This window comes from Dolichospermum circinale AWQC131C, from assembly GCF_000426905.1.
Taxonomy (GTDB): domain Bacteria; phylum Cyanobacteriota; class Cyanobacteriia; order Cyanobacteriales; family Nostocaceae; genus Dolichospermum; species Dolichospermum circinale.
This window is the reverse complement of the sequence record NZ_KE384593.1, coordinates 31326-51105: the sequence shown is the minus strand read 5'-3', so window position 1 is coordinate 51105 and position 19780 is coordinate 31326. Positions and strand designations below refer to the sequence as shown.

Below are 19780 nucleotides of genomic sequence, written 5' to 3'. Positions count from 1 at the left end.
ATCTAAAGGTCTACAAATCAGGAAAATTATCTGATTTTATATTGGATGAATATTTCCTGTTTTGATGTTTTATGTCGTGAATTATGTACCTAATTAAAAACAAGGAAAAATATGCAGACAGCATTTATACTGTCAACAGTAAAACTCTTCCAGGCTACAAGTTTTTGGCAAAATAATCGCTTAATATTACGAGAATTTAAACATTTTCGACTTGTGGCAATTTTAGCCTTAGTGTTTTCAATTTTAGCAGCAAGTTTTGAAGGGTTTGGCTTAGGATTTCTGTTGGTATTTCTGCAAAGTTTAACTACTCCTGGTGCTGAACCAGTAAAAACAGGAATTGAGTGGTTTGATATTTTGATTTTAGGAATTAATGGTTCAGTAAATGAGCGATTATATCGAATATCAGCTTTAATTGTGATTACAACCTGTATGCGTGCATCTTTTAATTACCTAGCACAAATTTGCATCCAGTTTAGTGAAATAAGTTTAGTAGACACTCTCCGTAAACGAATTTTTGAACAATTGGGCGCTCAAACTCTCAGCTATTTTAATCAGAAAAAATCTGGAGAATTAATTAATATACTCACCAATGAAATGGAGAGAATTAGACAAATTTTCGGGGGTATAGCTTTTTTAATTACTAGAATCTTCGCACTTGTAGTCTATTCTCTTTCTCTGTTTATCCTTTCATGGAAACTTTCCATAGTTTCAATTCTGTTATTTGGTCTTTTGGCAGTAGCATTATCTACACTAAATAAACAAATTAGAGAACGTAGTTTTGGTATTACTACAGCTAATGATAACTTTACTTCTAGAACGCTAGAGTTTATTCAAGGGATACGCACAATTCATGCTTTTTCTACTCAAGAATTTGAGCGAAAACGGTATTATAAAGCAAGTGAAAAAATAGTTGACACTTTGAAAAGTGTTTACTGGATTTCTTTAGTAGTTAAGCCTCTAGCTGAGAGTATATCTACTCTAATTCTGATTAGTATGATCATTGTGGCACTAGTCACAGGTTTAATGAATGTTTCGGCTTTGTTGACCTTTTTCTTCGTACTATTTCGCATTATCCCTATGACTCAAGATTTGAATGGAGTTGTAGCTTTTTTAACTACTCAAGCCGGAGCAGTAGAAAATATTAAGAATCTCTTAAAAACTGATGATAAAATCTACTTTCAAAATGGTACAATCCAATTTACAGGTTTAAAAAGGTCAATTGATTTAGTATCTGTAGATTTTGATTATGGTCTTAATCAACGAGTTTTACATAATATTACTCTTTCAATTAAACAAGGTGAAATGACGGCATTAATTGGTTCATCTGGTGCTGGAAAAACTACACTTGCAGATTTAATTCCTCGTTTTCATGATGCTAGTGATGGCTATATTTATGTAGATGAAGTTGATATTCGCAAATTTGAAATCAACTCTCTTCGTCGTCAGATAGCAGTTGTTAGTCAGGATACCTTTATTTTCAATACTTCTGTTTGGAAAAATATTGCTTATGGTACACCAAAAGTAACGGAAACAGAAATTAAAGAAGCGGCTCGATTGGCAAATGCTCTAGAATTTATTTTAGAAATGCCGGAGGGGTTTGATACACAATTAGGAGATAGAGGTGTTCGGTTATCAGGAGGACAAAGACAAAGAATTGCTATTGCCCGGGCATTGCTAAGAAATCCAGAAATTTTGATTTTAGATGAAGCTACAAGTGCTTTAGATTCTGTTTCTGAACGTTTAATTCAAGAGTCACTAGAAAAGCTATCTGTTGGCCGCACAGTAATTGCTATTGCTCACCGTCTTTCTACTATTGCTAAAGCTGATAAAGTTGTAGTTTTAGAACAGGGACGAATAGTAGAACAAGGTAAATATCAAGAACTTTTAGAACAAAAAGGTAAACTTTGGCAATATCACCAAATGCAGTATGAAGTTAGTCATAAACATGATAGTTAATATCATGACTACTTAAAATTTTTGACAGTATTTGTTCTACCGCAACTTTTACTAATTATCAATTATGAAAATAACACTTACTTGCAATACAGGTTTAGGAACAGGTGGACAAGGTGTTTGTTTAGAAAATGCTGCGTTAGGATTACATAAACTAGGAGACTTAAATGTATTCTGTAGTGGTTTAACAGCACCAAAAACTAATTTTCCTGTATATCCTGTCGGAAATTCTCCCTGGAGTAAAAGATTATTAAGCATCCCAGTTTTGCGTCGTCGTCATGATTTAGTTGTATTGCTAAGTGACTTGTATTTTGATCAACAGGTAAGCAAAAAATTAAAATCATATCCCTGTGATTTAATTATGGGAGTAGCAGGACAAACTAACTTAGCATTTAAAGTAGCTAAATCACAAGGTGCAAAAGCGTGGCTATATTGTTTGAATAATTATCTGCCTTTTATGCAGGAACAGATTAAAAAAGAATTAGATTTCTTATCTGATTCAACTGTAGCTACAATGAATCCAAAAATGCTCAATAGATTTACTAGCGAATGTGAACAAGCAGATTTAATTATTGTCCTTTCTGATGTAGCTAAAAAAACTTTTATCCAAGCTGGATTTCCAGCAAAAAAAGTTGAAGTTATCACTCCTTTTGTAGATAATAAAAGATTTTATCCCACTTTAAAAACTGATGAATGTTTTCGTGTTCTTTATGTAGGAACTATTGAACCCAGAAAGGGACTTCCATACCTGATTCAAGCTTTTTTAAAAGCTGATATTCCTAATTCAGAATTATTAATTATTGGTGGTGCTTCTACTCGTAGACTTAGAAAATTTATGATAGAAACATTAAACAAACATACCAATATTAAACAAGAATTTTGGGATTTTAGTGAACATGATCCTACTAGAGTTTTTGGTAAATCTTCCGTCCTAGTTTTACCTTCTGTAGAAGATGGTTTTGGTTTAGTTGCATTAGAAGCTATGGCTTGTGGATTACCTGTAATTGTAACTTCTAACTGTGGTGCTGCGGATGTGGTAAATAATGGTATAAATGGTTTTATTGCTCCTCCTAGAGATGTAGAAACCATGGCTAATCAATTGAGATTTCTAGCAGAAAATGAATCTAGGAGAGCAGAAATGGGACAATTCGCTAGAATTACTTCTGAGCAATATAATCAACAAGTTTATCAAAATAAATTCTGCGAAATATTCTCAAACCAAGATTTAATTACACCCATTTTCACTTAAGAAGGAAAAATAATGTTCACTGCAAATGAAATCATAGTTTCTCAACAGAAAATATATCAATGTTCTGCTACTGATATTAGAGGTGGAGGAGGAATAGAAACTTATATAGCTTCTTTGGTAAATTCGGAGATCTTAGGGGTGAGTAATCACCATATTAATTCTTTCCAAAATTTAGACCAAGGACAATGTAAATTACTCCACCTTCATGATCCAGAATTTCTAGCAGAATTGCGGGGAGAATGTCCGGCGATATTTACACTTCATAATCATTGTAGCTACTGTCCTAGTGGCACAAAATATTTAGCAAATCGTCAACATAAATGCGATCGCAATATGCACGCCCTTGGCTGTACTTGGGGACATTTGGTAGATGGTTGTGGTAGTCGCAGACCGGAAAAAATATGGCAAAATTGGCGGAGTAGTTACGATTTTCTTAGGAATGCTAAAAAAATCAATATTCCTATAATTGCTAATAGTAATTACGTGCGGGAGCAAATTATTAATAATGGTTTATCACCTCATCGGGTAATTACACTTCACTGTGGTGTAAAACAACCTAAATATCCCACGACATCTTTAACTCAAGAAATTCATCAAAATCAGCGAATTTTGTTTGTTGGTCGCATTGTTCCCGATAAAGGAATTGAATGGTTACTCAAAGCTTTAGCAAAGACTAACCCCAATATTCATCTTGATATTGCTGGTGAAGGTTGGATTAAATCTAAGATGGAACAATTAGCTAAAAAAATAGGTTTGAATAGGCGTATTACCTGGCATGGTTGGTGTAATAAAGACAAATTAGAAGCACTTTATCAACAGTGTTTAGCTGTAGTTTTTCCCAGTCTTTGGCCTGAACCCGCTGGTCTAGTAACTCTAGAAGCCTATGCCCATTATCGTCCCATAATTGCCAGTTCAATTGGTGGTATTCCCGAATATGTACAAAATAGTAAAACAGGTATTTTAATTACACCTAATCATATTCAAAATCTTGCAGATGCCATCAACGAATTAGCAACAAACTATCACAAAAGCCGATTAATGGGTGAAGAAGGTCAAGAGTGGTTTCAGCAAGAATTTTCTCTTGATCTTCACATTCAAAGATTAGAGAAAATATACTCACAAACTATTGCTGAATTTAAACATCCCCGACTTTTGTAAGAAGTTGGGAATATCAATTAAAAAAAATCAAGGAATTGCAATCATGTTGATTAATTCTCAACTCACACAACCCCTAGTTAGCGTTATTATCCCTACCTATAATCGCCCAGAATACTTGAAACAAGCAATTAGTAGCGCAGTTCAACAAATTTATCAAAATATTGAAATTATAGTTTGTGATAATTGTAGTTTAGAAAATCCTGCATCTTTAATAGAATCCTTTAACGATTCACGCATCAAATTTCACCGACACCCAGAAAATATTGGGATGTTAGCTAATCAACTTCATGCTTTTAAAATGGCACAAGGTAAATATATTGCCAGTCTCCATGATGATGATATGTGGAATGAAGATTTTTTAGTCAAACTTGTGCCACATTTAGAAGCAAATCCTGATTTAATTCTCGCTTTTTGCGACCAATATATTATTGACGCTCAAGGTCAAATTAATTATTCTGGAACTGAGGAAAATTCACGGGGATTTAAGCGAGATAAAATCACCCCAGGAATCCATCAAAATTTCTATAAAATTGGCCTAATTGATAAAAGTATATCTACCGCAGCGGCCGCTGTAATTCGTAATAGTTTAATTAATTGGGAGATGATTCCTCCAGAGGTTGGGGGAATGTGGGATTTATATTTAACATATCTTTGTTGTATATCTGGCCACGGAGTTTACTATCATCCAGAAAGATTAACACGATATCGCGCCCATGAACAAACTGATACTATGCTTAGTGGTAAACGTAATGTTGAAGCAAAAATTCGTAAAGGTAAAAGTGAAATTTTCTGTTATCAAGTCTTTATGGAGGATGAACGTTTAAAGGAATTTAATTCCCACTTTAGAAAAAAATGGTTAGCAGCTAATACAACTCTAGGAATTGGCTTATTACGGGATCAAAAAATCCTAGATGCTCGCCGTTATTTTTGGCAGACTTTAAGTGAACAAAAATTTAATTTGCGAACTTTAGCCGCCCTAATTATCAGTTTTATTCCCGCCAATTTAACAAATAAAATCTTGAATGTTTAAGAGAGGTCATAAGTGAAACTTTGTATTGTTACCCACAAAATCAAAAAAGGTGATGGTCAAGGCCGAGTTAATTATGAAGTAGCTCAAGAAGCAATTCGTCGGGGTTATCAATTAACATTATTAGCCAGTGAAGTTGCCCCTGAATTATTAGAAAATACTGCGGTTAATTGGATTTCTATCCCAGTCGAAGGTTATCCTAGCGAATTTATCCGCAATTTCATTTTTGCAAAAAAAAGTGCAGATTGGTTGGGTAAAAATCGAGGTAATTTGGATTTAATTAAAGTCAATGGTGCAATTACTATGAGTGCAGCAGATGTGAATGCTGTGCATTTTGTTCATAGTTCATGGTGGCGATCGCCTGTGCATATTTCTCGCAGTCGTAAAGATTTTTATGGTTTATATCAATGGTTATTTACCGCCGCTAATTCCTATTGGGAAAAACAAGCTTTCTCTCAGGCTAAAAGTATTATTGCTGTTTCGGAAAAAGTAGCGAAAGAATTAGTCAGTATTGGTGTACCTCGCCAAAAAATTCAGGTAATTGTTAATGGTGTAGACTTACAAGAATTTACTCCTGGTGTTACTTCTCGTAGCTTATTGGGTTTACCTGAAAATGTTAATTTGGCATTATTTGCAGGAGATATTCGCACACCCAGAAAAAATTTAGATACGGTATTAAAAGCTTTAAAAAAAGTTGCTGATTTACATTTAGCTGTAGTTGGTAATACGAAAGGAAGTCCGTTTTTAGAATTGGCAAATAATTTAGGTATCAGTGAACGAGTACATTTTTTGGGATATCGTCGAGATATTGCCCAAATTATGCAAGCAGCAGATTTTTTTGTATTTCCTTCCCGTTATGAAGCTTGCACCCTCGTACTACTAGAAGCATTGGCTTCTGGCTTACCTGTGATTACAGCCACCGCTACAGGAGGTGCAGAATTAGTCACAGCAGAAGCAGGAATTGTCTTGCCAGAAACCGATCACATTGATAGTTTAGCAGCTAGTTTGTCTGTTTTAGCCAGCGATCGCTCACTCCGTCAACAAATGGCACAGGCTGCCCGCGTCCTAGCGGAAAAACATAGTTGGACAAATATGGCACAAAATTATCTCAATATATTTGCGGAATTAACCAACCATGAGAAACACAGTTCTCATCCCCACCTATCGCCGTCCTCAAGACCTGTACCGCTGTCTGAAAGCCCTAGAACAGCAAACTAAACCAGTTGATCAGGCGATTGTCGTCATCAGGGATACAGACACAGAAACCCAGCAGTTTCTTAACCAACTGCACCACCATCTACCCCTAGAAACCGTTACCGTTAGTCAGCCGGGAGTAGTGGCTGCCCTCAACGCTGGACTAGTCAAAGTCAACGGTGATATCCTTTCTATCACCGACGATGATGCAGCCCCCCATCCTGAATGGTTAGTTAAAATTAATACCCATTTCTTGGCTGATCCTCACATTGGCGGAGTTGGTGGCCGTGATTGGATTTATCAAGGGGGAAAACTAGAAGACAAGTCCCAACCAGTTGTTGGTAAATTGCAATGGTTTGGGCGCGTTATAGGCAACCATCATTTAGGAATTGGCGCACCCCGTGAAGTTGATATTCTTAAAGGTGTGAATATGAGCTTCCGCACCCAAGCTATTGGAGAATTACGCTTTGACGAAAGAATGAAAGGGACTGGCGCACAAGTGCATTTTGAAATGTCCTTTACTCTCACCCTAAAACGAGCAGGTTGGAAAATGATTTATGATCCCAGTATTACTGTAGATCACTATCCAGCCCAACGTTTTGATGAAGATCAACGCCACAACTTCAACGACATTGCATTAATTAACCTAGTCCATAATGAAACCCTAATTTTATTAGAACATCTTTCTCCAATACGTCGCTTTGTGTTTTTATTGTGGTCAATTTTAGTAGGTACAAGGGAAAGTTTTGGAATTTGTCAATGGTTGAGACTATTTCCCAAGCAAGGACAACTTGCTACCAAAAAATTGCAAGCATCCTTAAAAGGAAGATGGTTAGGATATCAACAGTATCGAATTGAATTGGCAAAATTTAACCTTGATAAACACCATTTTGGCTATTAATTAAAACCTAACAACATCCAAATTTTTATTCATACAAAATCGAGATCAAAGTGATTTCCAAACCGATACTTTTTAATAGTTTTTTACGACAAAACTTCTATCCTCAAGAACGAACAGCACAGGCTTGGATAGTCATTCTTGGCTTCCTATTTTTAATCACAGCTAATTATTTTATTAGTGCTGGCCTATTGCGTCTAATTTTTCCGGTAACAGCTTTCTTAGTGGCTGTATTTTTGTATTTGCGCCATTCCCTACTTTACATTGGCTTCACTTGGTGGATCTGGTTTCTTTCACCTTTGCTGACTCGTTTAGTTGACTATCGTGTTGGCTGGGACCCTACCCGTCAAATGCTCATAGCACCTTATTTAGTAGTATTTGTCACCATAGCCACTTTTTTAAAATATCTTCCTAGCGCAGTTCGTAAAGGAGGTTTACCTTTTATTTTGGGTTTTATTGGAGTATTCTATGCTTTTTTGATCGGTCTAGTTTACAATCAACCAATTCCAGTAATCCGGGGTTTTCTAGACTGGATGAGTCCGATTATTTTCGCTTTTCACCTATTTATCAATTGGCGAGATTATCCCAGCTATAAACAAAATATTCAGCGTGTATTTCTCTGGTGTGTTTTGCTGATAGGAACTTACGGTATATATCAATTTGTGGTAGCACCGGAATGGGATCGCTTTTGGCTAATAGAATCAAAACTTTTTACTAGTTCTGGAAATCCTGTCCCCTTTGGAATGCGTGTTTGGAGTACACTGCATTCAGTAGGTCCATTTGGTGCTGTTATGCAAGCAGGGTTATTATTATTATTCACCAGTTCAGGTCCATTAATTTTTCCTGCTTCAGCCGTAGGCTATTTATCGTTTTTGTTATCACAAGCTAGGACTAATTGGGGCGGTTGGTTACTGGGAATAATTATGATTATGGGTTCAGTAAAAGCTAAAATTCAAATGCGATTAATTACAATCATTTTAGTAATGTCCATGTGTGTTATCCCCTTGCTAACTATAGAACCAATTGCTAAAGTTGTAAATTCTCGATTAGAAACTTTTGTGAATCTGCAAAAAGATGGCAGTTTAAAAGATAGATCAGGAAGTTATGAAAGAAATCTGGGTCTAGCATTAACTAATAGTTTCGGTAATGGTTTAGGAAATATCTGGAAAGTCAACGAAAAAACTGGACAAATAGAAGTAGTTGTCATTGATAGTGGCATTTTAGATATGTTTTTTACCTTGGGTTGGTTGGGAGCTATTCCTTATATGGGCGGATTAATCTTAATGATTATTACCGTTAGCCAATATACGGAAGCCCGCTTTGATAGTTTTGTCAGTGCTGCTCGCGCCATTGCTATTAGTTCTTGTTCACAACTAATTATTGGTAGTGGAATGTTGAGTGTTTCCGGGATGATTTTATGGGGATTTTTTGCCATGTCTATGGCGGCACATAAGTATTATCAAAATCCTCAAAATTCTCAAAATTAAGAACTAAAAACTTAAATAAAAGACAAGATTATCTAACCGGATCTGTGGTTAAATGATCAGTCCAGAATTTTTGCCAAAAACTTTTCAAACATCCTCTCAGGTGTAAATTATGAAAGTTATGATTATCATGCCATTAGCCGAACAACGAGGCGGTGGTGAAATGATGTTTTTGGATTTAATGCAACAAGGACGTAATGCCAATGTAGAGTGGTTGGCAATATTTTTAGAAGACGGACCAATGGTAGAGCAGGTAAGAAACCTGGGTATTGATACGCGAGTTGTGATTAGTGGCCGTTTGCGCCAAATTCACCGATTTATTGCTACTATTTTGCGGATAGCGGCGATCGCTCGTCAAGAAAGTGTAGATGCGATTGTTAACTGGATGTGGATTACCCATATTTCCGGTGGTTTAGCGGCAATGTTAGCCGGTTTACCAGCTATTTGGTATCAATTAGAAGTTCCTGATGATCGAACTTGGTTAGTACGGTTAGCAACTTTCATACCAGCCCAAGCAATTGTTACACTCTCAAAAGACGGTCAAAAAGCACAATCAGCGATTTGGCCTCACAGACCAACTCCCTTAGTTTATCCTGGAGTAGCTTTAGAGCGATTTGATCCGGCTATTTTGCCTTCTCCCGCAGAAGCCAGGAAAAAACTGGGTTTACCCTTAAATGTCCCTTTAATCGGCATTGTCGGACGCTTGCAACGCTGGAAAGGAATGCACGTACTAGTAGCAGCAATGCCCAAAGTATTAGCAAAATATCCTGATGCCCATTGTGTCGTAGTTGGTGGTAAACATGATCTAGAATCGGATTATGAGGGATTTTTAAATCAACAAATCACTGATCTAAAGTTAGGTGATAGAGTAATTATGGCTGGGTTACAGCGCAATGTCCCGGAATGGGTGCAAGCAATGGATGTATTTGTTCATGCTTCTGATAAAGAACCCTTTGGAATTGTAATTATTGAGGCAATGGCATTAGGTAAACCCGTTATTGCTGGTAACGCTGGTGGTCCAACGGAAATTATCACTGACGGGGTAAATGGGCTGTTAACAGCTTACGACGATGCAGAAGCCCTAACAGAAGCCATTCTTCGCTATCTTGACGACCAGGAATTTGCCCAATCTGCGGGAATAGCAGCACGACAACGCGCTCTTCAATTCTCTACACAGCGTTATGCCCAAAACTTTATTAATACTATAGGCTCTATAATGCCTAATGTTGTCACAGAAACTACAAAAAGACTCCCCCTGTAAGGGAGAAATATTTCCTTTGTGAACAATAAGATCCCCGACTTCTTGAAGAGGTCGGGGATCTGAGTTTTGATCAGAACCCTCATTCCGAAAGACTATGGTTTTCGACGCTATTTTATTTTTTGATATTTTTGTAAAAACTCCTGAAAGATATGAAAGATATAATTATTTTCCCTGATTTTCCTTTGCTTTTACTATTTATTTACCAGTTACTAATTCTCTGATTTCCATAACTTCAATCACATTGGATTTTCTCATTAATTCCCGATATACAGCTAGTGTTTCTTCATTGACTCGCGCTGCATGAAATCTTTCTAGATTTTGTTGAGCGCGGAATTTCCACTGATTTAAGAGTTGGCGATCGCTCAGTAATTGTGTCAAAGTATTAGTTAAGGTGTCAATATCTTTAGGTGGGATTAAAATCCCAGCCTGACTATGATCTAAAGTTTCAGGAATCCCATCTACATTACTAGCTATAATTGCACAACCCGCTTCCCGTGCTTCCGTCAAAACTAAACCAAAAGATTCACAATGGGAAGCCAAAACAAAGATATCTGTGGCTAACATATAACGTTGTGGTTCTGGTTGGAATCCTTCAAAATGAATACGATTATTTAAGGTTGTATTTTTCACCATAGCCTCAAATAAAGGACGATCTGGTCCATCTCCTACTAAATATAAATGTGCTTCGGGAAAATCTATGGCAATGATTTTAAATGCCTCAATTAATTCAGAAATACCTTTACGGGTATACATCCCAGCGACAGTAGTTATAGATGGATATTGCATTGCTACTGGTTGATAATCTTGAAGTTTTTTATGTCGAGGACTTCCTAAAGTACCGTTGCTAACCACTCGCAATTTTTCAGATGGAATACCGCGTCGAATCATTGAATTAGCTACTGCATTACTAACTGCAATTACCTGATCTGCTAATCCCATAAGTACAGCACTATGTTGAAATTCATTATGGACGGTAGAGACTAAATGATATTCTCGATTTTTTCTAAAAATTCCCGCTAAGATAACTCCTGTCATCATGTGAACATGAACAATATCTGGTTTAAACTCTTTAATTATTCGGCGATAATTCCAAGTAGCTTTAATCAGATTTAATGGTGTCCGAGACTGATTTAGGTGAAAATGTTTAACACCATAATCTGCTAATAATGTTTCATATTCTCCACCAGCAGAAGCTACAGCAACATCCAAACCACTTTGTGCTTGTAAACAAGCTAAGTCTACGGCTACATTAACAATACCATTGCCGATTTTTTGCAGATGATTAGTAATATGTAAAATCCGCATTTAACTCTTCTCCAATGTAATTATTTACGGTTAATTTAATATGCACAGAAGTAACTGGTAGTAGGGTGAATCAGATATTAAATACTAGGATTCAGATTTAAAAAATATTTCTTCCGAATTTAAAAATCTCTTAATAAATCCATAGGGTAACATCTGAATTTGGGAAGGATAAGCAGTAATAGCCTTTTGTTTTTTCTCTTTTACTGATGTAATTGAAAAACGATAAGCTGCGGCAATATCTTGTAATTTCAAGAGAATAAATAATGGCGATCGCCAAAATATCCAAATAGGATATTGGAATATTTCTGTTGTCATTCCAGCTTGATTAATTGCCTCTTTTACTAAGCTATAAGTAGCTTCATGATCTCGATGACAATCTTTACGGTGAGGTAGATAAACTTCTCCTGGTTGGTAAAGCTTTAGTAATTCAGAAATTTCAGTAATTATCTGTTGTTTTACCTCTAAATCAAGAGTTGATAAACTGCCGTCTTGGTAGTTCAAAAAATGAATTTCTGAACTATTTACTCCCAAAATACCTAACGCTGTCAAAGATTCTTGTTGACGAATATGGATAAGATTTTGAATATCTAAATTTACACCATGAGAACCTCTACCATCAGTTAAAAAAGCTATAGCTACTGGTATTCCCTGTTCCTTTTTCCGTGCAATCATGCCTCCACAAGCAAAGGTTTCATCATCTTGATGAGGGGCAAAAACCATTGCTGATTTTTCAGAAAATTTTAAAGGCTGACTTCCCCAATTTAAAATCCACCATGAAACTAAACTGCAATGAATATATTGCATCTGATTTAGCAGTTTATTAGGGATAATTTTTTCTAAAGAGGTTAATACCTTATTTTTATTCATAATTCTCAGTTTAATTCAAAACAACATTTAATTTGTTTACCAAAACTTATGATAACCATTGATTATTATGGGGAATAAGTTTGTAAAAATAACTATTATTATCATAATTAACTTTTAGCAGATTTATTTATTTTTTGGATTAAATTATCATGAAAATATCAAGTTAATAAAAAGATACCAATAAGTTTTTGCACAATATTTGCCCTAAATTTTATTTTCATGAAAAATATCATATCCGCTTCCCGACTTCTGAGAGAAGTCGAGAATATTGTCACTTATTCAAGAAAATAAACGCTATATATCATAAGTTCAATTGGTAAACAAGCACCTTTCCTAGCCAATTTTCCTCCACAAATACGAGATATTGACCATTAGCACGACGAAAAGCGCGGATACCGTAGGGAATATCAACCCAGCCACTTTTATTACCAACTTCTGGACCTGGACTCATCTTTTGTACAAGTTCCCCAGTTGCTGCTTTATAAACATATACCTCTGCGGTTTTGACAGTTACCGCAAAGACATAATCACCGGCTATACTCATAGCTGCGGTCGAGACTTTTCGCTGACCAGTAGTATCATAAGGAACTACAGTTCGCCATTTTGGGGTGGGATTTCCCCGACTCCAATTATCAAAGCGCACAATTTCCGATCCTACTACTCCAGTGTCGTCACCAAATGCAGGATGTTCAATAGTAAAACCTGATAAATACATAGTATCTGTTTCGGGAAAATATTCAATTCTTCGCAAATCATTAAAGATGCTAGGAGTCTTAATTTTTTGCATCGAACTATAGCTATAAATCGGGTTTCCCTTAGTATCTATTCCCTGTAAAGGATAACGACGAATACCATCTTGAGTTCGCAAAGTTTTCCAAACATCACCTTTACTATCTACCCACCAACCTCCCATATAAGGATAGTCTTCGCTACTATCATACTCATTTTTTTCAAATGCACCATTGCCATTAAGATCACGCCAAATCCACTCTCCTTTTTCTGGTTGATAGGGTGGCCAATTTCCAGTAATAGATTTACCTCCATTATTAGTACCAACAAACATTCCCGCAGGAATAGCAATTTTCCCATCTGTATTGGGTTGAAAACGATAAATTTGTAAAAAAGCGCCGAACATATCTGTCAGAAATAAAAAAGGTTTTCCTTGAATACGACGCACAAAAGTACCATCTGGTGATGTATGTAAACGGGGATCTTGAGAATATTTAAAAGGATTAACGGTGTAAGCTTTATAAGTCCATTGTTTACCAGATGGCTTACTATAATCCATGACATATTGTTCTTGTTTAGTAAATAGATTAACACCATCTGTTTGTGGATCTGTATCTGCATTATCTACAAATATTAATCCTAGTAATTGCCATTGTATTTCTCCTGATGGAGAGAATTTTCTTAAATCTGTTCCTGATTTATTAAAACCATTATTATTTATATAAAAATTGCCTTTACTATCTGTACCAACTCCCGTAATTCCATATAGTTTTGATGTTTTTACCTCTCCTGGTACACCACTAAAAATACCTTTTTTATCGCCAAAACTATCTACACGAACTGGTTGATTATTGATATTATAAATTAGTAATTGTTGATTAATGCCATTTTCTGCTATTAACAATCTACCACGATTATCAATTGCTAATGCTGATGGTTTATCAATATCTATAATTTCTTGGGGTAATTTCTTGCCTGTTTGCGAATAATTGACAATTTTTCCAGATGTCCCACTGTTTTGATTTTCAATAATCCATAAACTGCCCTTTTTATCAACTGCGATATCTCCTGGATTAGTTACACTAAATCTACTTAATTCTTCCATGGTTTCAGTATTATAAACCCGAACCATATTCTCAGCAGCATTGCTAACAAATAGTTTATTATCTACCGTTGCTAGTCCAGTTACTTGATTGCTTTTGCTGGTAATTAACATACTTTTATCCCAGCCATTTCCTTTTGCAAAAGGTGCAGGTTTTCCTTTGAAATCATAACGTCTCACACAGTACCAAATTTGATCTTTAGGAGGATAATCTTCTTTGGTTTGATCCATTCCCCCCTGAGACATAGCAATATAAATATATTTATTATCTACTGTTATTGCTTTACCTCCCAAACGATTCCAACCATGTGTATCTTCGAGATTTAAAATTGGTTTACCATCTTTATAAATTCCTGCTTCGCTACCAGCTTCATCCCAATAACTATTGGTATAAATAGTCCCATCATCTTTGACATACATTCCCTCAATATTATTTTGTACTCGCAATTGACTATTACCAATGGTATTTCCTAACCAGGAAGTTGTATAAGTGATTTCAGAATTTTTAGATACTTTATTTTTTAGCTGAATTTTGGTATTGTCCGTATTTCCTAAATCCATTTTCATTCCTATGAATGTCACTATTAGTCCACAGGTTACAGCAATAAGAATGTTAAATATTATTTTTTTTCGCCAATATCTACTCCGAAATAAAGTATGAATATATTGGTTAATTTTGTGATGAATTTTACTAAGCTGAAATAATTTATTGTTCATAGCAATTTTTTGATTATCAGTTAATCAACTATTAAAAATGTTTCAACAGCCAGAGTAATCTGCTTGAAAAACTTCTAATTTACATTTCTTACCCATAAACTAACAAATAAACATGAATCTGTATATTATTTCATCGAAACTTCATCAAATCAATACAATATACTTTAAAAATAACTAAATTATACTCAATACAGGAATACTTATATTTTTTTCATATATTTTGCTTATAGAAATAAAATATTTTTCAGATTTAAGCTGATTTTAATTTCCAGCTTTGTATGAGAAGATAATACTGAAAAAATGATCTTGGTAATGGAACGTAAAGATACACAATCTGCGGCGATTTTGACCTTGGGTACGGGTTGGTTTCCTAAAACCCCCGGAGGATTGGAACGATATATTTATGAATTAACTCATAAATTAGCAGCACAGAAAGATGAAATAGAATTGTGTGGAGTTGGTTTACCAGCAGATGCAAAAAATACACAAATTAAGTTAACTAATTTAGCTAATCCAGATAGTAAAATTAGTTCTAGACTATTCTCAATTCGTCATAACTTTAAAAAAACAAGATTAGGTAAACCTGACGCAATTAATCTCCATTTTGCATTATACAGTTTTCCGATTTTAGACATCTTACCCAAGGGAATACCTGTTACCTTTAACTTTCATGGTCCTTGGGCTTCGGAAAGTCAAGAAGAAGTAACTAATAAAAAATTTAGTATTTGGCTAAAACAAAAATTAATAGAACAAAGCACTTATAATCGGTGCGATCGCTTTATTGTTCTTAGTAAAGCTTTTGGTCAGATATTACATCAAAAATATCAAGTTCCCTGGCAGAAAATTCACATTATTCCTGGTGGAGTTGATATTGATCACTTTCAGAATAATTTATCACGTCAAGAAGCAAGAATAAAACTAGGTTGGCCAAGTGATAGAAGAATATTATTTACTTCCCGTCGCTTAGTTCATAGAATGGGGATTGATAAATTATTAGCAGCAATTGCTATGATTAAAATACAAGTCCCTGACATTTGGTTAGCAATAGCTGGCCGTGGTCATATTCAGGCTTTACTTCAACAAAAAACTCAAGCATTAGGTTTAGAAAATCATGTCAAATTCTTGGGTTTTTTACCTGATGAACATTTACCTCTAGCTTATCAATCTGCTGATTTAACTATAATGCCTAGTCAATCTTTTGAGGGGTTTGGATTAGCTATTCTTGAATCTTTAGCTTGTGGTACTCCGGTTTTATGTACACCAGTGGGGGGAATGCCAGAAATTTTACAAGGCTTTTCTCCAGGTTTAATTACTGAATCAATCACGGTGGAAAGTATCGCTGATAAGTTAACACAAATTATGTTAGGTAAACTTCCTTTACCATCTAGGGAAGAATGTCGTAATTACACAATTAAATATTATAATTGGACGAATATCGCTCAAGAAGTTCGTCAAGTTCTCTTGGCTTAAATTGATTATGAAAGTTGTATGAAAATTCTATTTTTAGATCAAAGTGGTAAACCCGGTGGTGCTGAATTGTGTTTAGCAGATATTGCTAAACCTTATGGTAAAAATGCTCTGGTTGGTTTATTTGCAGATGGTGATTTTAGAAAGTTACTCGAAAACCATCAAATTCCTGTGGAGGTTTTAACAACTCAACCAATTAATGTTAATAAAGAAAGTGGTTTATTGCCAGCATTAAGCAGTTTAGGACAAATCATACCTTTAATTTATCAGGTCTGTCAACGGGCAAAGAACTATGATTTAATCTATGCTAATACCCAAAAGGCTTTAATTGTCGGAGCAATATCTAGTTTATTAGCTCGTCGTCCTCTGGTTTATCATTTACATGATATTCTTTCTTTAGAACATTTTAGCCAAACTAATCTCCGGGTTGCTGTTAATTTAATTAATGTTTGTGCGGCTTTGGTAATTGCTAATTCTCAAGCTAGTAAAATGGCTTTTTTAAAAGCTGGAGGAAAATCAAATTTAGTTCACGTTGTTTATAATGGTTTTGAGATAAAAAATTATGATGTTGATGAGTTAGAAGTTATCAATCTCAGGAAAAATCTCCAATTAGAAGATAAATTTGTGATTGGACATTTTAGCCGTCTTTCTCCTTGGAAGGGACAACATATTTTAATTGATGCTCTTTCCCTATGTCCAGAAAATGTGATAGTAATTTTAGTTGGTGATGCTTTATTTGGTGAACAGGAATATGTGCAGAATCTTCACCACCAAGTAACTGCATTGGGGTTGGAAAATCGAGTCAAATTTTTGGGATTTCGCTCGGATATTCCCCAATTAATGACTATGTGTGATTTAATTACTCATACTTCTACCGCACCTGAGCCTTTTGGAAGGGTTATTATTGAAGCTATGCTGTGCGGTAAACCTGTCGTTGCTGCTGAAGCTGGAGGTGTAATAGAATTAGTAGAAAATGGTATTAATGGTTTTTTAGTCACACCTGGAAAACCTGAAGAATTAGCGCGAGTAATTAATAATTGTCTTCAAGATTCTGCAAAAACGGCGATGATTGCTAATCATGCTAAAATTACTGCTAGTCAACTTTTTGAGGTTAATATTATTAATCAGCAAATTCAAGAATTATTAAAATCAATTTAAGTAGGTTGGCGTTAAAAATTGTCGTTATAGTCAGGGAACAGGGAACGGGGAACAGGGAACAGAAAAGAGGTTTCCAGCAACTTTACTGTTCGTTATTTATGTCGGTTTTTTCCGTTCACTTATTTAGCAGAACTCAGATCCCGAACTGCTTGGAGAAGTCGGGAATCTGGATTTTGAGAAAAAATGTATACTATGGCTATGGGTGGAATTTTTCCGCTTCTATAAATTAATAAGTGGTCAAGTGAATTGTCGTGGCTAAAGTTGTATTAGAAAACGTTTATAAAAGCTTTCCCTCCCGCAGTGAAAAATCTGCAAAGGGACACACAGACGGTTCTGATGATGTCAGTGTTTTACGACGCATTAATTTAACCATTGCTGATGGTGAATTTATGGTGTTGGTGGGTCCGTCTGGTTGCGGTAAAAGCACTTTGTTGAGGTTAATCGCTGGCTTGGAGGTGATGACTGGTGGTAACATTTCTGTGGGCGATCGCCTAATTAATGATTTACCCCCGAAAGCTAGAGACATCGCTATGGTGTTTCAAAGTTACGCTCTCTACCCTCACATGACTGTATATGATAACATCGCTTTTGGTTTACGTCGTCAGTTTGGTGATCAGGAAGCAAGGAAAACAAAATTTACTCAATGGAGTGAAAATCTATTGGTAGGTTTGACGAAAAAGTTACCGAAAAAATTACGCTATATTTCCCCAAAGGAAAGAATTGTCGCGGAACAAGTGGAAAAAGTTGCAGTTTTATTACAAATTGAATCTCTGTTAAATCGTTTACCTAAACAATTGTCTGGAGGACAAAGACAACGGGTAGCATTAGGTAGAGCGATCGCTCGCAATCCTCAAGTATTCTTAATGGATGAACCATTATCTAATTTGGACGCTAAACTTCGCGCGGAAACTCGTAGTCAAATTGTCAAGTTACAACATCAATTGGGAACAACGACAATTTATGTCACTCATGATCAAACTGAAGCAATGACAATGGGCGATCGCATTGCGATTATGTCAGAAGGTAAGATCCAACAAGTCGCACCTCCTTTAGAACTTTATAACCGTCCTGCGAATCGCTTTGTGGCTGAATTTATTGGTTCTCCACCTATGAATTTTATCCCAGTGGAGTTTCACGCACCTTTAGTAATCAGTCATGCTAATTTCCGTTTTACTCTCCCAGATACTTGGGGAAGTGCTTTACAACCCTATGATGGTAAAACTTTAATATTGGGTATTCGTCCAGAACATTTAACTTTGAGTGTACCTGCTACGAAAAATTTACCAGTAAAAGTTGATTTAGTAGAAAATCTGGGAAATGATACTTTTTTATCTGTAAAAATTTCTGACCCTGATGTACACCATCCAAATGGACAGTCTTTACAGCTAAGAGTTCCACCAGATAGAGTTATCAATGTAGATGAACAACTTTGGCTATCCTTTGTACCTGATAAGCTACATTTTTTTGATACAGAAACACAGTTAGCAATATTTTCAGGACTTGCACATAAGTAAGTCCAACAGTTTTTTAATCTATTCAATCTCGGAGCTTTTCAATAATTTCAGAATATCAATACATTACTTTTGTTTAGCAATGCCATACTATTGTATGGCGATACATTACTAATGTTTTAATGTTTGTTGGTGAATTAAGGGCTGAATTTTGATCATTCTCAAGACTTAGAGAGAATAATAAGATGATTAAGATCCAATACCTTGTACATTTCCTGCTTTGTTGGGTTAAGGGACCGCGCAACCTGACGCTTATGTTGGGTTTTATGCTTCAACCCAACCTACAAATTTTATGTAATGCTATATTTTGTTTTTGGTTGATATTAAATTGCTTTTGTATGGCAATACATTAGAATTTGATAGCAATACATTCTTATTGTTGGATAAAATATTGTTAACGTCGAAACAAACGCCAGGAAAAGATAATAATACGTTTGATTAGTAGCCATAAACGATGCAATAGTAAAGTTAACACGGCTATTAGATTATTCAACAAACGTATGTAAAAAGGAGGAGGTATGAGTTGCTGTTGTAAAAGTCGTAAATTGTCCCGAACGGTTATTGTATTAGGGTGATTAGTTCCTAGCACTCGTTCAAACATAGCTAAAGCATCAAGTAAGAGAGATTCTGCTTCACTGTATCTTCCTTGATTATCGTAAAGAATTGCTAAATCGTTTAAGCTAGAAGCAACATCAGGATC

At 35.5% G+C, this 19780-nt stretch carries 15 protein-coding genes; 11 read left to right on the top strand and 4 right to left on the bottom strand.

Annotation, left to right across the window (positions count from 1 at the left end; translation table 11 throughout):
- Positions 1-111 precede the first annotated feature (111 nt).
- The 8 genes from hepA (at position 112) to ACIR131C_RS0103870 (ending at position 10224) form a co-directional block, all read left to right on the top strand.
- Positions 112-1956: a heterocyst formation ABC transporter subunit HepA gene (hepA, locus tag ACIR131C_RS0103905; protein WP_028089137.1), complete on the top strand. Its 1845-nt coding sequence runs from the start codon at positions 112-114 to the stop codon at positions 1954-1956.
- Positions 1957-2020: 64 nt separating this feature from the next.
- A complete protein-coding gene (locus ACIR131C_RS0103900; RefSeq protein WP_028089136.1) occupies positions 2021-3202 on the top strand; it encodes a glycosyltransferase family 4 protein in 1182 nt (393 codons plus the stop codon).
- Positions 3203-3214: 12 nt separating this feature from the next.
- A complete protein-coding gene (locus ACIR131C_RS0103895) occupies positions 3215-4360 on the top strand; it encodes a glycosyltransferase family 4 protein (protein ID WP_035371474.1) in 1146 nt (381 codons plus the stop codon).
- Positions 4361-4403: 43 nt separating this feature from the next.
- A complete protein-coding gene (locus ACIR131C_RS0103890) occupies positions 4404-5390 on the top strand; it encodes a glycosyltransferase family 2 protein (protein WP_028089134.1) in 987 nt (328 codons plus the stop codon).
- 12 nt (positions 5391-5402) lie between these two features.
- On the top strand, positions 5403-6605 hold the full coding sequence (locus tag ACIR131C_RS0103885; protein ID WP_028089133.1) for a glycosyltransferase family 4 protein: 1203 nt from the start codon (positions 5403-5405) through the stop codon (positions 6603-6605).
- A complete protein-coding gene (locus ACIR131C_RS21855; RefSeq protein WP_051347489.1) occupies positions 6523-7482 on the top strand; it encodes a glycosyltransferase family 2 protein in 960 nt (319 codons plus the stop codon). Before ACIR131C_RS0103885 ends, ACIR131C_RS21855 begins: the two co-directional genes overlap by 83 nt.
- Positions 7483-7532: 50 nt before the next feature.
- A complete protein-coding gene (locus ACIR131C_RS0103875; RefSeq protein WP_028089132.1) occupies positions 7533-8966 on the top strand; it encodes a hypothetical protein in 1434 nt (477 codons plus the stop codon).
- Between the two features lie 109 nt (positions 8967-9075).
- A complete protein-coding gene (locus ACIR131C_RS0103870) occupies positions 9076-10224 on the top strand; it encodes a glycosyltransferase family 4 protein (RefSeq protein WP_028089131.1) in 1149 nt (382 codons plus the stop codon).
- A 195-nt stretch (positions 10225-10419) separates the two neighbouring features.
- Here ACIR131C_RS0103870 and ACIR131C_RS0103865 read toward each other — a convergent pair whose 3' ends face one another.
- The 3 genes from ACIR131C_RS0103865 to ACIR131C_RS0103855 form a co-directional block, all read right to left on the bottom strand.
- Positions 10420-11529 (bottom strand): glycosyltransferase family 4 protein, encoded by a 1110-nt coding sequence (locus ACIR131C_RS0103865; protein WP_028089130.1) that lies wholly within the window; start codon positions 11527-11529, stop codon positions 10420-10422.
- A gap of 84 nt (positions 11530-11613) precedes the next feature.
- Positions 11614-12396 carry a PIG-L deacetylase family protein gene (locus ACIR131C_RS0103860; RefSeq protein ID WP_028089129.1) on the bottom strand — a complete coding sequence of 261 codons (783 nt, stop codon included), beginning with the start codon at positions 12394-12396 and terminating at the stop codon, positions 11614-11616.
- Positions 12397-12697: 301 nt separating this feature from the next.
- Positions 12698-14944, bottom strand: a complete 2247-nt coding sequence (locus tag ACIR131C_RS0103855; RefSeq protein WP_028089128.1) for an NHL repeat-containing protein — start codon at positions 14942-14944, stop codon at positions 12698-12700.
- Positions 14945-15256: 312 nt separating this feature from the next.
- Here ACIR131C_RS0103855 and ACIR131C_RS0103850 point away from each other — a divergent pair, with 312 nt between their 5' ends.
- The 3 genes from ACIR131C_RS0103850 to ACIR131C_RS0103840 all read left to right on the top strand — a co-directional run bounded on the left by ACIR131C_RS0103850 (position 15257) and on the right by ACIR131C_RS0103840 (position 19083).
- Positions 15257-16414: a glycosyltransferase family 4 protein gene (locus tag ACIR131C_RS0103850; protein ID WP_155963007.1), complete on the top strand. Its 1158-nt coding sequence runs from the start codon at positions 15257-15259 to the stop codon at positions 16412-16414.
- Between the two features lie 18 nt (positions 16415-16432).
- Entirely contained in the window at positions 16433-17569 is a 1137-nt protein-coding gene (locus ACIR131C_RS0103845; protein WP_028089126.1) for a glycosyltransferase family 4 protein, read from the top strand.
- Positions 17570-17820: 251 nt separating this feature from the next.
- Positions 17821-19083, top strand: coding sequence for an ABC transporter ATP-binding protein (locus ACIR131C_RS0103840; RefSeq protein WP_028089125.1), 1263 nt, complete (start codon positions 17821-17823; stop codon positions 19081-19083).
- A gap of 391 nt (positions 19084-19474) precedes the next feature.
- On the opposite strand, the gene ACIR131C_RS21850 is transcribed toward ACIR131C_RS0103840, so the two are convergent.
- A partial coding sequence (locus ACIR131C_RS21850) for a tetratricopeptide repeat protein (protein ID WP_035371487.1) occupies positions 19475-19780 on the bottom strand: 306 nt, incomplete at its 5' end.

Coding starts and splice junctions, on each gene's coding strand:
- hepA (WP_028089137.1), top strand. CDS start 112: ATGCAGACAGCATTTATACTGTCAACAGTAAAACTCTTCCAGGCTACA.
- ACIR131C_RS0103900 (WP_028089136.1), top strand. CDS start 2,021: ATGAAAATAACACTTACTTGCAATACAGGTTTAGGAACAGGTGGACAA.
- ACIR131C_RS0103895 (WP_035371474.1), top strand. CDS start 3,215: ATGTTCACTGCAAATGAAATCATAGTTTCTCAACAGAAAATATATCAA.
- ACIR131C_RS0103890 (WP_028089134.1), top strand. CDS start 4,404: ATGTTGATTAATTCTCAACTCACACAACCCCTAGTTAGCGTTATTATC.
- ACIR131C_RS21855 (WP_051347489.1), top strand. CDS start 6,523: ATGAGAAACACAGTTCTCATCCCCACCTATCGCCGTCCTCAAGACCTG.
- ACIR131C_RS0103870 (WP_028089131.1), top strand. CDS start 9,076: ATGAAAGTTATGATTATCATGCCATTAGCCGAACAACGAGGCGGTGGT.
- ACIR131C_RS0103865 (WP_028089130.1), bottom strand. CDS start 11,529: ATGCGGATTTTACATATTACTAATCATCTGCAAAAAATCGGCAATGGT.
- ACIR131C_RS0103860 (WP_028089129.1), bottom strand. CDS start 12,396: ATGAATAAAAATAAGGTATTAACCTCTTTAGAAAAAATTATCCCTAAT.
- ACIR131C_RS0103855 (WP_028089128.1), bottom strand. CDS start 14,944: ATGAACAATAAATTATTTCAGCTTAGTAAAATTCATCACAAAATTAAC.
- ACIR131C_RS0103850 (WP_155963007.1), top strand. CDS start 15,257: ATGGAACGTAAAGATACACAATCTGCGGCGATTTTGACCTTGGGTACG.
- ACIR131C_RS0103845 (WP_028089126.1), top strand. CDS start 16,433: ATGAAAATTCTATTTTTAGATCAAAGTGGTAAACCCGGTGGTGCTGAA.